Annotated in this window: 13 protein-coding genes; 6 read left to right on the top strand and 7 right to left on the bottom strand. The window is 44.9% G+C overall.

From position 1 onward, the window contains the following. Positions 1–43: 43 nt before the first annotated feature. From ACYJZR_RS06145 to ACYJZR_RS06130, 4 genes are all read right to left on the bottom strand, one after another. A complete protein-coding gene (locus tag ACYJZR_RS06145) occupies positions 44–1,084 on the bottom strand; it encodes a YcjF family protein (protein WP_025536247.1) in 1,041 nt (346 codons plus the stop codon). After that, positions 1,081–2,457, bottom strand: a complete 1,377-nt coding sequence (locus ACYJZR_RS06140) for a YcjX family GTP-binding protein (RefSeq protein ID WP_021453018.1) — start codon at positions 2,455–2,457, stop codon at positions 1,081–1,083. Before ACYJZR_RS06140 ends, ACYJZR_RS06145 begins: the two co-directional genes overlap by 4 nt. 211 nt (positions 2,458–2,668) lie before the next feature. After that, complete coding sequence (locus tag ACYJZR_RS06135) at positions 2,669–2,854, bottom strand: hypothetical protein (RefSeq protein ID WP_005458825.1); 186 nt, start codon at positions 2,852–2,854, stop codon at positions 2,669–2,671. Positions 2,855–3,027: 173 nt separating this feature from the next. Beyond that, a complete protein-coding gene (locus tag ACYJZR_RS06130; protein ID WP_005376905.1) occupies positions 3,028–4,545 on the bottom strand; it encodes a fumarate hydratase in 1,518 nt (505 codons plus the stop codon). A gap of 271 nt (positions 4,546–4,816) precedes the next feature. Between ACYJZR_RS06130 and pabB the strand changes: the two genes are divergently transcribed. Continuing rightward, the gene (gene pabB, locus ACYJZR_RS06125; RefSeq protein WP_406965837.1) at positions 4,817–6,181 is read left to right on the top strand and encodes an aminodeoxychorismate synthase component I; all 1,365 of its coding nucleotides are present in this window, start codon (positions 4,817–4,819) and stop codon (positions 6,179–6,181) included. Between the two features lie 126 nt (positions 6,182–6,307). Here the strand turns inward: pabB and ACYJZR_RS06120 are convergent, their stop codons facing one another. Next, positions 6,308–8,008, bottom strand: coding sequence for an ATP-binding protein (locus tag ACYJZR_RS06120; RefSeq protein ID WP_029795935.1), 1,701 nt, complete (start codon positions 8,006–8,008; stop codon positions 6,308–6,310). A 7-nt stretch (positions 8,009–8,015) separates the two neighbouring features. Further along, entirely contained in the window at positions 8,016–8,555 is a 540-nt protein-coding gene (locus ACYJZR_RS06115; RefSeq protein WP_015296942.1) for a heme NO-binding domain-containing protein, read from the bottom strand. Between the two features lie 284 nt (positions 8,556–8,839). Between ACYJZR_RS06115 and ACYJZR_RS06110 the strand changes: the two genes are divergently transcribed. The 5 genes from ACYJZR_RS06110 (at position 8,840) to ACYJZR_RS06090 (ending at position 15,175) form a co-directional block, all read left to right on the top strand. Continuing rightward, complete coding sequence (locus ACYJZR_RS06110; RefSeq protein ID WP_005458814.1) at positions 8,840–9,439, top strand: CoA pyrophosphatase; 600 nt, start codon at positions 8,840–8,842, stop codon at positions 9,437–9,439. 354 nt (positions 9,440–9,793) lie between these two features. Further along, the gene (locus ACYJZR_RS06105) at positions 9,794–11,047 is read left to right on the top strand and encodes a serine transporter (protein WP_005458812.1); all 1,254 of its coding nucleotides are present in this window, start codon (positions 9,794–9,796) and stop codon (positions 11,045–11,047) included. Between the two features lie 97 nt (positions 11,048–11,144). Next, positions 11,145–12,506, top strand: a complete 1,362-nt coding sequence (locus ACYJZR_RS06100) for an L-serine ammonia-lyase (protein WP_005483216.1) — start codon at positions 11,145–11,147, stop codon at positions 12,504–12,506. A 303-nt stretch (positions 12,507–12,809) separates the two neighbouring features. After that, positions 12,810–14,525 carry a cyclic di-GMP phosphodiesterase TpdA gene (gene tpdA / locus ACYJZR_RS06095; RefSeq protein WP_461715846.1) on the top strand — a complete coding sequence of 572 codons (1,716 nt, stop codon included), beginning with the start codon at positions 12,810–12,812 and terminating at the stop codon, positions 14,523–14,525. A gap of 182 nt (positions 14,526–14,707) precedes the next feature. Continuing rightward, positions 14,708–15,175, top strand: coding sequence for a GNAT family N-acetyltransferase (locus tag ACYJZR_RS06090; protein ID WP_021447722.1), 468 nt, complete (start codon positions 14,708–14,710; stop codon positions 15,173–15,175). A gap of 82 nt (positions 15,176–15,257) precedes the next feature. Here ACYJZR_RS06090 and queD read toward each other — a convergent pair whose 3' ends face one another. Beyond that, the gene (gene queD, locus ACYJZR_RS06085; RefSeq protein WP_005494779.1) at positions 15,258–15,620 is read right to left on the bottom strand and encodes a 6-carboxytetrahydropterin synthase QueD; all 363 of its coding nucleotides are present in this window, start codon (positions 15,618–15,620) and stop codon (positions 15,258–15,260) included. Positions 15,621–15,753: the final 133 nt, after the last annotated feature.

Here is a 15,753-nt window from a genome sequence, read left to right as displayed (position 1 = left end):
TGTATTGGCGTCAAGCAATCCTATCGGTCAAAGGTGATATTCGTTATGGTTTCATCGTGATTGATGCAACTTTCGCCACCACGGCCTTGCGGATAGTCCCGAGTTTGACTTGGCGATCAGGATACCAAGGAAGCGGACGCAGTAAGGCCATCGCTTTCAATCCTAAACGCGCAGTAAGAATCCCCACGCCGAGTCCCTGCCCTGCACGTGCAGAAACTTTGCCAGCAAGATCCATCGACATCAAATCCATACCGGCGTCAATGGCTAACTCACTTGCGCCTGCCGCTGCCATATTGACGAATACCGCTCTCAATAGCTTGATGCGCGAAGCATAACCTAATTCAACGCCATACACTTTGGATAAGTTATCGATCATTTTGAAGTTTCGCCACGCCACCAGCAACATATCAGCGGCGGCGAGTGGACTTACCGCAACTAGCGCAGCAGACTCAGTCGCGTGCTGAGAAACCACTTTTGTAGCGAGCTTGTCTTGTTGACTAACGACCATAGAATCGTACATATCAAGGATTTCCGCATCACTGTGTGCTGGGTTAATGCTGTTCTGCCAGCGATCAAAGCCTGGGTTCTCTGCTAATACACCACTCTGTTCCGCCACCTTTTCGCAAAACACCTTGCCTTTACCCACACTGTCACTGTGAACGAGCAGTTCGGCTTCTTCTTGAATGCTGAAATGATTTCTTAATTTACGTAGTTTCCAGAGTTCTTTACCGATGGCACCTAGCCCCAATGATGCCACAGCAGTCATGAACCCCGCCCAACCTAATGCTAGCCAGTCAGCCGTTTGCACCGCAGTGACAACTGAGTCCACAGCCTGCCACCCGACCAATCCGGCAAAAGTAGCAAACACGCCGGTTGCGAGCCATTTTCTGCCTGGCCGAGGACGAATCACATGTTCAAGTTGCAGTTCTTGTTCGGTTTCAATTCGATCTTCTTCTATCTTTACTGGTATAAAAGTTTCTTTTTCACTGAATGTCTTTTGCGCCGTTAACTCTGGTGAATCCGATTGCTGCTCTTTCTCTAGTGCTTTTTCAGAGAAAATTTGTTTCTGCTTCAATTCGCTCATTTCAATTTGTCTCCTAGCAGATAATCCAGTGCTTTATCTAGACGTATGTGTTTCATCGGTTCATCACTTGCTGACGGCATAGGACGGAAGGAAGTAAAGTCGAAACCACTGTTTTGCCAATAGGCGGCATTGGGTAGCTTCTTCGGCACCTCTCCTGGGAACATCGTCATTGGCTCACCGTTTAAGGTCGTACCTTGTAACGCAGAAATGGTTTTGTCGCCTGAGGTAATAAACCCTGAAGTGGTCGCTTGGATGGAAGCAATGCTCATACAACTCATTTCAATGTTCTCATAAGCAGCGGTTTGCCATGCTGGGTGCACCATTTGTTGCAGTAGAGAGACAAGGTGCGGATGCTGATCTGGTGTCACGTGATCGGCCTTGGTGGCGGCAAATAGCACTTTGTCTATTTTTGGCGAGAACAAACGACGCAAAAAGCTACTGCGACCATAACGAAAGCTGTGCATGATCTGCTCAAGAGCCTGACGCATATCATAAAACGCCTCGTCGCCAGCATTAAGTGGCTGTAAACAATCCACCAGCACAATTTGGCGGTCAAATGTTGCAAAATGGTGCTTATAAAACGCTTTCACGACTTTTTGCTGATATTCATGAAAACGCGCTTCCAACATGGCTAAGTTGCTGCCTTTAGGCGCTTTGCTTTCCGATTCAAATCGACAAGGAAAGAACTGCAACACCGGTGCACCAGCAAGCTCTCCTGGTAACACAAATCGCCCTGGCTGAACCCAGTGTAGCCCAGCATCTTTACAAGCATGGAGATAATCCGTGTAAGCGTGAGCCACTTTCTCTAGCTGTTTTTCATCTGCATCCGCATTGAGCTCAATCTGTTCGAGTTCAGCTAGCCATGCTTGAGCTAACTCTTTGCGTTTGCCTTTCAGCGCATCAAACTGCGTTTGAGACCAACTCGAAAAATTCATATCGAGCAAAGGCAAGTCCAATAGCCATTCACCCGGATAGTCGATGATGTCAACATTGAGAACCGCCGTTTTACTGAGCAGCTTCTTGGTCGTTTTCTTTGGTTTGTATTTTAAAGCTAGGCGAATTTCGCTCACATCACGCGTTGGCACTGGCCATTGTGGTGGGTTCGCATGAATCTGGCTCATCGCCTCGTCGTAAGCAAAGCGAGGAACCATCATATTGGTTTGAGGTTCACGCTTTGCACCAATAAGGCGTTTGTCTCTCGCGGCGGTCAATAAAGGTAGATTGTCGTGAGTGGCGGTGTGAAGCAACTGATTAACCAAAGACGTGATAAAGGCCGTTTTACCCGCTCGGGATAACCCAGTTACCGCAATTCTTACATTAGAATCCATACCACGGCTGATAAAGTCGTTCACTTCTTGCTTTATTCTTTTCATAGTTTTTATTTATCTCACCAGTTTTTATCCCCAACGCTTCCATAGAAGTAACTTGAGTATCACGAGTCTAAGTTTACCAACCTTAATCAAAGATGAACAAAATCTGCAATCTAGTGCTGAACTCGATAAGTGTAAAATATTGCTGCCTATAAACGGAAAAGCCTCTGAATCACTTCAGAGGCTTATATATTCTAACTAGAGGCTTAATGTTCTAATCTTCTTCAATCAGCTTGTAGATAACAAAGAGTGCGATTTCAAGAACAAACCAAAGCACACAAGTGATGGTGACGTATTTTTCATCAAAAATACTGATACCGTGAAGAATCAAGTCGTAGCCAACAAAGCCACCAACCACTACAGCAAGAATAATTTGTAGAATCTGAATAAAACGAGGCATGCCGTCTCCTAATTATTGTTCGCATAACGTTTGATTGCTATGCCCTAAGGTTTATATCTACATTATATAGACAAAAAGTGCAGTTTTCGCTGCACTTTTGTCAAATGTTTGCTAGGTAAATCAGCACCTTGTCACATTCTCTCTACTGAGACAATGTAAGATTGCCTTTTGCCTTATGCTTCCATCTCTTGAATTTTCACTTTCCAAGTGTCAGGACCGATTTGGTGCGCGTTAACACCATTTGAGTCTACAGCCACTGTTACTGGCATATCTTCAACTTCAAATTCGTAAATCGCTTCCATACCTAAATCTTCAAATGCAACAACGCGAGCTTTCTTGATCGCTTTCGCTACCAAGTACGCAGCGCCACCAACAGCCATTAGGTAAACCGCTTTGTGATTCTTGATAGATTCAACCGTTGCAGGGCCACGTTCAGCTTTACCGATCATGCCCATGATGCCGGTTTTTTCTAACATCATATCGGTGAATTTATCCATACGCGTTGATGTTGTTGGGCCAGCAGGACCAACGACCTCATCACCAACTGCATCGACAGGACCTACGTAGTAAATGAACTTACCGTTTAGATCTACGCCTTCAGGTAGACCTTCACCGTTATCTAGCATGCCTTGAATACGTTTATGCGCCGCATCACGACCAGTCAGAATTTTACCTGATAGAAGAACGGTTTCGCCTGTCTTCCACTCTTGTACTTCTTCTTTAGTGATCGTGTCTAAGTTTACGCGACGCGTATTTTCGCCCGCTTCCCAAGTAATGTCTGGCCAATCTTCTAGTTTAGGTGGCGTTAGCTCTGCTGGGCCGCTGCCATCAAGCGTGAAGTGTACGTGACGAGTCGCCGCACAGTTCGGGATCAAACAAACAGGCTTAGAAGCCGCGTGCGTTGGCGCAGTTTTGATCTTAACGTCGACAACCGTCGTCAAACCGCCAAGGCCTTGCGCGCCGATACCAAGTTTGTTCACGCGATTGAAGATATCAAGACGAAGCTCTTCTTCTGCGTTTTGTGGACCACGGTCGATAAGCTCTTGAATATCGATGTGTTCCATTAGAGATTCTTTTGCCAATACCGCTGCTTTTTCAGCCGTACCGCCAATACCAATGCCAAGCATGCCTGGTGGACACCAGCCCGCGCCCATTGTTGGTAGCGTTTTCTCTACCCACTCAGCAATATCGTCAGATGGGTTTAGCATCACCATCTTAGTTTTGTTTTCACTACCGCCGCCCTTCGCTGCGATCTGAATTTCAACTTTATCGCCCGGTACCATGTTGATGTGTACGACAGCAGGCGTGTTGTCTTTGGTATTAATACGTTTACCGGCAGGATCCATAAGTACTGACGCACGCAACGGGTTGTCTGGGTTCGTATACGCTTGTCGGACACCTTCATCTACCATCTGCTGAACCGTCATATCAGTTGAGTCCCATTGCACGCCCATACCGATGTTGACGAAACACGTCACGATGCCAGTATCCTGACAAATTGGTCGATGACCTTCTGCTGACATTCGGGAGTTAATTAGGATCTGAGCAATCGCGTCTTTCGCGGCTTGACTCTCTTCGCGGTGATAGGCTTTTTCAAGAGCTTGAACAAAGTCTAGCGGGTGGTAGTAAGAAATATACTGTAGCGCATCAGCGACACTGCTGATTACATCCTGCTTGCGTATTACCGTCATTACATGCCTCGTTATAGTTATGCTTCCATTATTGGCTTGGCTTCAATCGTGTTTGTTGAGCTTATTGCTCTTTTGAGCTTCGTTTTTTTATAAACAATTGTCGAACGGCTGATATCGACACACGAAACGCTGAAGTCGCCTACTTGTAAACCATCTCAAAACTCTATGAATAGTGGGAGTTTGGCTATACAGAGGAATATGATACTCTTGCTGCCCATGACATGCCATGCAGTGAACGATCTCTTTGTCACAAATTACACAAATGAACAACATGGACAATCAATTCATTGATTTTAAAGCGCTGGAATACGCACCAGAGTTTGCTCTTCACCTCTTTTCTCGCATTCAACACCAGCCTTGGGCGATGTTGCTGCGTTCTGCATCAGAAACGCATATCGATAGTCGCTTTGATGTGTTGGTTGCCAACCCAATTGCAACGTTAGAAACCATTGCCGACAGCACACAAGTTGAAACGCCATCGAATGCCTATTCAACTCAAGATGACCCATTCACGCTGCTTCATCAGTTGCAAGAACAGTGGCTTCCTCACGTTGAGTTAAATAAAGAATTGGATTTGCCTTTTGTCGGCGGAGCGCTCGGTTACTTCAGTTACGATTTAGGTCGACGCGTAGAAACAATGCCAGAACAGGCCGAAAAGGATCTCAACACGCCTGATATGGCGGTAGGTCTGTATGAATGGGCCGTCGTTGTTGACCACAAGCTTAAAAAAGCATGCTTAGTCGGTCAGAATATCGAGCAAGCTTGGCAATGGTTAGACAAACAAGAAGCGGAGCAAAGTGTAGACTTCGCTCTGTCTGGCGATTGGCAGTCAAACATGACGAAAGAGAGCTACGCCACTCGCTTTGACAAGGTGCAAGAATACTTGTTGAGCGGTGACTGCTATCAGATCAATTTGGCGCAACGCTTTAACGCACCGTATCAAGGCAGCGAGTGGCAAGCGTATCTGAAATTGGAGTCCGCCAACCAAGCGCCATTCTCAGCGTTTATCCGCATGCCTGAGTCTTCGATTTTGAGTATCTCTCCAGAGCGCTTTTTAGAACTCAAAGATCGCGTCATTGAAACGAAACCAATCAAAGGTACTCGCCCACGCAGCGAAGATCCAAAGCAAGATAACGCTAATGCCCATGACTTGCAGACAGCGGAAAAAGATCAGGCAGAAAACCTGATGATTGTCGATTTGCTGCGTAATGACATTGGTCGAGTTGCATCACCGGGTAGCGTTCACGTGCCCAAGCTGTTTGATATTGAAAGCTTCCCTGCCGTGCATCATTTGGTGAGCACCATTCGTGCGAATTTGGACGAGCAATATTCTCCTGCAGATTTGCTACGAGCGTGCTTCCCGGGCGGTTCAATTACCGGCGCACCTAAAGTTCGCGCAATGCAGATCATTGAAGAGTTAGAGCCACATCGACGCAGCGCGTATTGCGGCAGTATTGGCTACATTTCTCGCCATGGTCGTATGGATACCAACATCACCATCCGCACTCTCGTAGCGGAAAATCACAAACTGTACGCTTGGGCTGGCGGCGGCGTCGTTGCAGATAGCGATTGTGCCTCTGAATATCAAGAAACGTTGGATAAGCTTTCAAAGATTTTGCCAGCGCTGCAATCGTAGGTTTCGGACGAAAACAAGTCAAAACGCCTCCAGTACGGAGGCGTTTTTGTGAGCGTTGTTTGTATGTACTTTAGTGTTTAGCAGTTAGCCAACAAGCATCCGTTTTTTAAGAGTCAGTGGCAGCGTCTACTGCTCTAGCCACTTACACATAATCTGTTCAATATCGGTTGCGGTGTACGGCTTAGTGAGGATGTCGTCCATGCCTGAATCAATGCACTTTTGACGTTCTTCAATCGTTGTGCCTGCTGTTAAGGCGATGATTGGACCGTCGAAGCCTTTTTGTCGCAAGTGAGCCGTTGCTTCGTAACCATCCATTTCCGGCATTCGACAATCCATAAATATCAATTCGTAATCTTTGTTTTTAACCGCTTCTAGCGCTTCCAAACCATTGGCTTTTAAATCAGGAGTAATGTCGAGCTTTTTCAGCATCTGCGTCACAATGACTTGGTTCATTCGGATATCATCCACTACCAATATCGAGCGCCCAGCTAAGTCGCTTCGTTCGACAACAGCCAACTCACCCGACGCAGCACCTTGAGCTTGCCCCTCTTTTAAAGGGATGGAGACTTTAAAGGTTGTACCTTTGCGCTCTTCACTTTCGAAACTGATCTCACCTTGCATTAAATCCACGAGGTTCTTACAAATCGCTAAGCCCAAACCTGAGCCTTCAAAACTGCGTTTTGCCGAGCGGTCAACTTGTACAAAAGGGTCAAACAACGAACTTTGCGCCGCTAACGGTATCCCAATCCCGGTATCTTCCACCTCAAAAAACGCAGTGCCGTTTACCCACTCGACTCGCAAGACCACGCCGCCCAAATGGGTAAATTTGATCGCGTTCCCAATCAGATTGACTAAGATTTGGGTGATTCGTTCTAAATCGCCAATCAGAAACTCCGGAATGCCTAACTTCTTGTCGATAGAAAAATGAATGCGCTTCTCTGCCGCTTTCGCCGCAAATACGCCCGTAATGGCTTTTTCGAGATCATCCCACGCAAAAACCTTGTCGATAATTTCCATCATGCCAGCATTCATCTTGCTGAAATCGAGCAAGTCGTTGATGATGACGCGAAGTAAATCGCCCGACTGAATCAAATTACCGAGATATTGCCGTTGATCTTCTCCCAACTGAGTTTTGCTTAACAGCTCTGCGCTGCCGAGTACGCCATTAAGTGGCGTTCTTAACTCGTGATTAATCATTGCGACAAACTCTTTCGTCGCTTTTTCTGACTCTTCCGCTCGCTTTCTTAACTCGACTTCACGTTCAAGGCTGAGGTGACGGCTGATCACGCCGTGAACCAAATCAGAAACCAGTTCCATTTGTTTGGAGATAAAAGCTTGCTCAATTTGTTCCAACGACACTGAAAATATCAGTTCGCCAACGACTCGCTCATCAATGATGATGGGTAAATGTAGCGCCTCATTCTGCCAATTGGGTGTTCGAGCGATAGGTTTGTCACTTTTTAGATCCAAATGCCCGAAATGATGACGACGCAAAGAAGTGAGTTGGACAGGATCAAGGTATAAATACGAAGCGGTAATAACAGAATTGGACGTCAGTTGCTCAAGAAAACTGGCAATCATTGTCTCGTCGAAAGTGCTGGAAAGGAATGTCCGTCCAAACCGAATAAGCGTGGCATCAATTTTTTCTTCAAACTCAAACTTGCGCAGATCGCTTTCCGATCGAAGTTCTAGCTTCTTTAACGCGACACTCAATTTTTGCGTCGATTCGTAGAGCTCATAACTTTTTTGCTCTAAAAGCAGTTCTGCCGCCTTTCTTGAGGCGATTTCTCGTTTGAGTTTCCTTTCTAATGAGGAGTTACCCGTCATACTCTTCTTATTGTGCCTCCAACCAAAATCGAACTTGGCTTCCGTCTTCAGTTTGGTTTTGATGCGTAATATGAATGACCTGTCCAAAGTGTGCAGCACAGCCTTTGAGCAACCCCAAACAAACATGCGCCATACACCTTGCACTATGGTAGTCGAACACCAGTTCTGACTGTGTTTCGCTGATAAAATCGAACTTAGGCGGATTGGCGTCTGGGTAAAGTTTTTTAACTTCTACATGAATAAAGCTTTCTACATGTCGAACAAATTGAAAGGTATTGTCGCACTGCTGCAAGCTTGCATGACTGGGAATGGAGCGTAGCAGGTTCAAAAATACGCTTTCACCAAACACTTCTTGTAACTGCTCTGGGGGAATATCAGAAACTTTGCTGAGATTGACGATCAGTTTGACTAAGTCTCGGTGATCATAACTGCCGACAGAGGTATATACCCCTTCGTCATCGGAAAGTTCGAGCACTTGGTCAAGCACTTCAAGTCCAAATTTGCTTTCCACTAACTCCATGAACTCGGTAAAGATTATCCCTTTCATTGGCAAACACCAACCTCATTGCAACGCCTTAAAAATAAGAATGGTGTATAACCCTATAAGTTTCAAATCAATATGCTTCGGCAGAGTGAGACACAAAGCACAAAGCAAAAGGTTGCCTAGATGTGAAGCGATTTTCCTTTAACATTTGAGCTTACTGTTTTATCAACAATGAAGCGGAGCGCACTCGCCACTCATTTTCTCACTCAAACATGCTCGCTTCCGGAGTTTAGGGTTATTATCTTGGGTGTATAATAATGAGTAGGCACGAAAATTAGGGATTCGGTTTGGTTATCGACAAAACAAAATTGCTGCAGAACTTTCAATTTCATCTTCCGACGGGGTATCACAAGGAGTCTCTTGCCCGCCTGAATTTTATGAAAGGTAAACCGCTTCGAGACGCCGCGGTTCTGATTGGTTTTGTGGATAGACCTGAAGGCCTACAAGTGATTTTGACCAAGCGAGCCGAACATCTTCGGCATCATCCAGGGCAAATCAGCTTTCCTGGCGGTAAGTTTGAACCCGAAGATATCCATCTGGTGAATACGGCGCTTCGTGAGACTAATGAAGAGGTCGGTATAGAAGATAAACACATTCATGTGTTCGGTCAGTTGCCAAAACTGCCAACGATTAGTCAATTTAATGTGACACCATTTTTGGCCTTTATTTCTCCAGATTACAAAACGCATATTGACCCAAATGAGGTCGAGTCGGTTTTTGAGGTACCAGCCAACCATATTTTGAACCCAAATAAGCTCTACAGCAGTAAGTTTGAGTTAAAAAGAAGCAGTCATCGTGTATTTGCTATCCCATATCGTCAACATTTCATCTGGGGCATGACGGCGCAGATCATTGAGTCGATGCAAAAGCACATCATTTCCGGCTAAATCTCTCCTCTTTCATTCGATAATGATCATACGACCAATGCGATCATTATGTGCATCAATATTAATAAAACGTTACTTCATAAACATTCATTCACATTAGATTAATTTGCCATTTTCACCGCAAACGCTTGCGGTGAAATAAATTTATACAAATCGCCCTATTGATAAGTTTTTCTAATTTTACTCATTAGCAATAATCACGAGTAGCACATCATTTTCGTGATAAAAAGCAGGTTTTTGACATATCATTCAATAAGCACGAGCAATACATGATTTAGATCTAATTTTCCTAGTGTAAAATCTTGCAAAATTGCCCGCGACTTATTTCCTGTTCCCAAAATGAGTAACTCAAAAATGAATACAACTACTTCTGCGGTTTCTACCGCACAATCGTCTAGTAAGTTTACTTACAAAGACTTCACCTGGTGTCTGTCTCTGTTCGGTACGGCAGTAGGTGCAGGTGTACTTTTCCTTCCTATTAAAGCTGGTGCGGGTGGTTTTTGGCCATTAGTAATCCTAGCTCTAATCGCGGCACCAATGACTTGGTTCGCACACAAATCTCTAGCTCGCTTCGTTCTTTCAGCTAAGAACCCTGAAGCAGACATCACTGACACAGTAGAAGAACACTTCGGTAAAACTGGCGCAAACCTTATTACGTTCGCATACTTCTTCGCTATTTACCCAATCGTACTTATCTACGGTGTTGGTATCACAAACACGGTTGACTCTTTCCTAGTTAACCAAATGGGCATGGAATCGATTCCTCGCTGGCTACTTTCTGGTGCGCTTATCGCAGCAATGACAGCAGGCGTAGTATTCGGTAAAGAACTGATGCTGAAAGCAACTTCAGCAATGGTTTACCCTCTAGTGTTCATCCTATTGGCGTTGTCTTTCTACCTAATCCCTGAGTGGAACACGTCTATGATTGAAGTGGCTCCAGACTGGGCTGCAATGCCAACTATCGTTTGGTTAGCAATTCCTATCATCGTATTCTCATTCAACCACAGCCCAATCATTTCTCAGTTCTCTAAAGAGCAACGCATGCAATACGGCGACGAAGCTTACAAGAAAACAGACATGATCACTGGTGGTGCAGCGATGATGCTAATGGGCTTTGTTATGTTCTTCGTATTCTCTGTAGTACTTTCTCTATCTCCAGAGCAACTAGCATCTGCGAAAGAACAAAACATCTCTGTACTTTCTTACCTAGCGAACATCCACGAATCTCCACTGATCTCATACATGGGTCCATTGGTTGCATTCGCGGCGATCACTTCTAGCTACTTCGGTCACTTCCTAGGTGCACACGAAGGTCTAGTAGGTCTAATCAAATCTCGCTCACAATCTCCAGTAAGCAAGATCGAAAAAGGTTCTCTACTGTTCATCGTTATCACTACTTGGATTGTGGCTATCGTTAACCCAAGCATCCTAGGCATGATCGAAACAATGGGCGCGCCAATGATTGCGGCAATCCTATTCTTGATGCCTGTATTCGCGATGCAAAAAGTTCCAGCAATGGCGAAGTACAAAACTTCAGCACCTGTGCAAATTTTCACAGCAATCTGTGGTCTTGCAGCAATTACTTCTGTAATCTACGGCGCTCTTTAATCATCCCTGTTTTTAACAGAATGATTAATCCAAAAATATAACGATAAAATTAAGCCTCCCAACTCCCCTTGGGAGGCTTTCTTCTGAGGTAATCGATATGATTAGTGTTTTTGATATCTATAAAATCGGTGTTGGTCCTTCAAGCTCACACACTGTAGGCCCAATGAAAGCGGGTAAAGAGTTTATTGATGATCTTCGTGCAATGGGAAAACTGCGCGACATCACTAAAATCACCGTTGACGTTTATGGATCACTATCACTGACAGGGAAAGGTCACCACACAGATATTGCTATCATCATGGGTCTTGCGGGCAACTCCCCTGAGAAAGTTGATATCGATTCTATTCCGGGCTTCATCGCTCGCGTAGAAGAAACTGAGCGCCTTCCTGTTGGCATGCACTGTCATACAGTATCGTTCCCACGTGAAGGTGGAATGAACTTCCACAAAACGAACCTTGAGCTGCACGAAAACGGCATGCAAATCCACGCTTGGATTGATGACGAAAAAGTGTACTCAAAAACTTACTACTCTATCGGTGGTGGCTTCATCGTTGATGAAGAGAACTTCGGTAAAGAAGCTGAGAACCCAATCAAGGTTCCTTACGAGTTCACAACAGCTGAAGAGCTGGTTAACCAGTGTAAAGAAAGCGGTCTTTCTATCAGCGCGCTGGTGATGAAGAACGAACAAGCACTTCACTCAGACGAAGAAACTCGTACTTACTTCGCGAACATCTGGCGCACGATGCGCGAATGTATGGATCGCGGTATGAACGAAGAAGGCATCCTGCCTGGTCCACTACGTGTACCTCGTCGTGCTGCAGCACTTCGTCAGCAACTGCTTACTTCTGAGAAAACAACGAACGACCCAATGTCTGTTGTTGACTGGGTAAACATGTTCGCTTTCGCAGTAAACGAAGAGAATGCAGCCGGTGGCCGTGTTGTTACCGCACCGACTAACGGCGCTTGTGGCATCATCCCAGCAGTATTGGCTTACTACGACAAGTTCATCCAAACCGTGACTGAAAAAGATTACATCCGTTACTTTGCTGCTTCTGGTGCAATTGGTGGTCTTTACAAGCGCAACGCGTCAATCTCTGGTGCAGAGGTTGGCTGTCAGGGTGAAGTTGGCGTGGCATGTTCTATGGCGGCGGCTGGCCTTGCAGAGCTTATGGGTGGTAGCCCAGAGCAAGTATGTATGGCTGCAGAAATCGCGATGGAGCACAACCTAGGTCTAACTTGTGACCCAGTTGCAGGTCAGGTTCAAGTTCCATGTATCGAGCGTAACGGTATCGCAGCTGTAAAAGCGATCAACTCAACTCGTATGGCACTACGTCGTTCTTCTGCTCCTACTGTATCTCTAGATAAAGTTATCGAAACAATGCTAGAGACTGGTAAAGATATGAACGCGAAATACCGCGAAACTTCTCAAGGCGGTCTAGCGATCAAAGTGATTTGCTAATCGTCTCGTTATAAAAAAGATATCGATAAGCCCGAGTGAATACTCGGGCTTTTTTTATCTAAAATACGATGAGGTACGCACATGCAGACGCATTTGAAGCATCACCCGTCATTGCCTTATTCCTGCCGATATTTCTGTTTGTCTCGGCTAAAAAACAGTCAGAGCCTACTCTCGCTGTAGCTCATAAAAAAAACTAAAACTGTTACTATATCCAAATGTTTAGGATATCCCCGTACAAAATCACACCCTTCACTTCTCATTATTGATAACGTAGCCAAAATTTAAATTGGAGCTTATCAACACATGATTAGGTTTGAACTTGGAAACCAAATCTGCGTTTGCTTGTCCGAAAACGACATTTCTTTAGAGATCAATAACACACTCCACCACGCCATCCCTGTTAGTTCAAATGAGTATGCCATTCTTTCAACTATTGCTACTTACGGCAGTTTAAATGCGCCGATCAGTCAGCGCGTTATTGAGAGAAAAATCACTCAACACTACAAGATGGCTTTGCCAGAAAATGGATTTAAAAACGCGGTGGCAGCATTGAGAAAGAAGTTTCGCAAGCTCACGGAAGATCACGTTTCTCCCACGAGAAACATCATAGAAAACATTCACAGGACGGGATATTTCATCCCTTTTACCATGCTACATACTCACCAAAGCGGCATCTATCAACAAAAGAGAATCAACCAACACTCGAAAAACAGCGTCAGAAAAGCCCTTCGTATTTGCTTGCGGAATAAAAGGATATACACCGACATCGCTTGGGTGCTGCTGGTTACTACAGCTATCTTTTTCTCGGTCTGCTATTACGCCATCAACAGTATTGTGAAACACAACTATTTAGATAGCGCATTGGACATTGCCGACAGCCTGTCTCAGATGAGTTGCTATGCTGATGAAGACCAACTAAAAGGGTTGTTTGATAACGTAAAGCTCGTTGAATCCAGCATGATGTTGGATCGCTTTAATATCCGCTGCTTGGTCACTCCAGAGGCGGTGGTTCCCGTCAGCCAAAAAGCGTTCAACGAGTGGAGCGATAACAGCAATTACACGACTCAATCCTTCGACATCAACAACGCCACCATTTTAGTTCGTGTGAAAAACATCAACTTACAGAATAACGTGGAGAGCCACATCTCGCGCTTTTTCCTTTCAGGGATGAAGCTTTACACCAACACAGGTACATCGTTCGAAATTGGTAATACCAACGGGCGATACTTTCACTATCAAATTAAAGATACAGGCTATAAAGAGGTGTATTACATCTCAGGACCTTTGAAGAGCATCATTTTGTTGAGCCTGTTCTTTTTAGTGATACTAAGGCATCGGTCGCTACAAGCGTTCATCACGTATCTGTTCGCTATTCGAGAATTTCATATCAAGCTCGAACCGATCTACAACACCTCAACGCAGCAAAATATTCACTACGAAGCCCTTTCTCGATTCAAAGTGAAGAACACCCAAAGGTTCATCGAAACACTCATCAGCAATGGACTGCTTTTGATCCACACGATCTTGGTGATCCGAGCAATTTACGCCAAAAAGCCGACTTTGTTGGTGCCCATCAGCATCAATGTGTGCCCTTCTCTTCTACGAGGTAGAAACTTCTCGACTCTTTATCAAGAACTCGCGAGCAGAGACTGCCGTTTACTGACCATCGAAATCACGGAGAACGCGTCCATGTACTACACCTCCGAGATCTACGACAACGTCGCGAAACTAAAATTACTGAACTGCAAAATCAGCATTGATGACTTTGGTACTGGCAACAACAACGTGTCACTTATCAGCAAAATCAATCCAGATTATTTGAAAATAGATCGGGAGTTTGTGATTGGTTTAAAGTCGGATGATAAGAAAGTGGAAACGCTGCGTCAGTTGATTGCGATGGGAAACACTTACCGCTGCACAGTCATCGTCGAAGGCGTCGAAACCGCAGATAGTGCTCACTTACTCACAACGTTAGGAGCCTACATTCATCAAGGTTACTTCTATCCTCTGCATTTCTAGCTTTTCTTAATGCCGCGAGTTACTTAAACTAGCTGATACCCAAATGACTTCATAATGCATTCGCGCTAAGTGTGCGAAGTGATTTGGGTATCACTAGCGTCTATAACTGGATGAAAGTTAAAGACGTTCGTACATTTTTGTTAGGTGGTGAGACCATCCACCACCCACTCGTGATTGAAACCATGATTGCTATTAAACCAACCAAACTGAAAGATTTTTCGAGTTTGATGCAATTGGACGTGCAGGAAGAGCAAATAGGATTTGCCAAGCCGTTTGAACAGGCTTACCAAAAGCGAAACAAGTCAGAAGTATTTTTTACTATTTATTCGGACTACCTAACCGTTGGCTACCTGATCATTGATAAAGGTTTTGCTCAGCATGCTCCTTTTGCAATGCGGCATGAGTTGGGCCTTAATTATTTGATGATTGATCGCCGCTTTCAACGCCAAGGTATTGGTGCAGAGGCGCTGAAAAAACTGTTTGTGTACGCATATACCATCGACCCAGAGAGCACCTCGCTCTGCGTGACGGTACCAAATAGCCATCAAGGTGCACTCGACTTTTTCTTGGCTTGTGGCTTTACCAACACAGAAAAAGCCATTTATGGCGAGCAAGAAAAAGAGTGGTTGATGCGTCACCCGCTTGGTTAAACGCTCAATAACCAAACGCTAGATAAAACAAAGGCAAGCGATAGGCTTGCCTTTGTTATTGAACATGGGATTACTACGAAGGTTATTCACCCTTGTAGATACAACCTGCTGTACAAGTTTCTTTGATCTCTACTTTGCTTAGTAGCGGTAGGTTTGGTTTTAGCTGTTGCCAAATCCATTTTGCTAACACTTCGCTGGTCGGGTTTTCTAGACCTTCGATGTCGTTTAGGTAGTAGTGGTCTAAGCGATTGTAAATTGGTTTAAATGCAGCTTTTATCTCTGCAAAATCCACAACCCAACCTGTATGTGGATCAACTTCACCTTCTACATAAAGACGAACAAGGAAAGAGTGTCCGTGCAAACGACCACACTTGTGACCTTCTGGTACGTGTGGCAAATGGTGTGCCGCTTCGAACATAAACTCTTTGTACAATTCTGTTTTCATCTTGATTCTCAGGCTTTAAAAAAGACAGGCAATACTAAGGAATTCGCTGCCAAGAGACAAGCGTTACCCCATACAAGCGTAGCAAAAACTGCCGCTTATTCCTGACCTCTTTGCCATCACGCACACCAAAGCG

Source organism: Vibrio sp. RC2502 (assembly GCF_054850435.1).
Note: the sequence above shows the minus strand (reverse complement) of the source record. Positions and strands in the feature narration are given on the sequence as shown.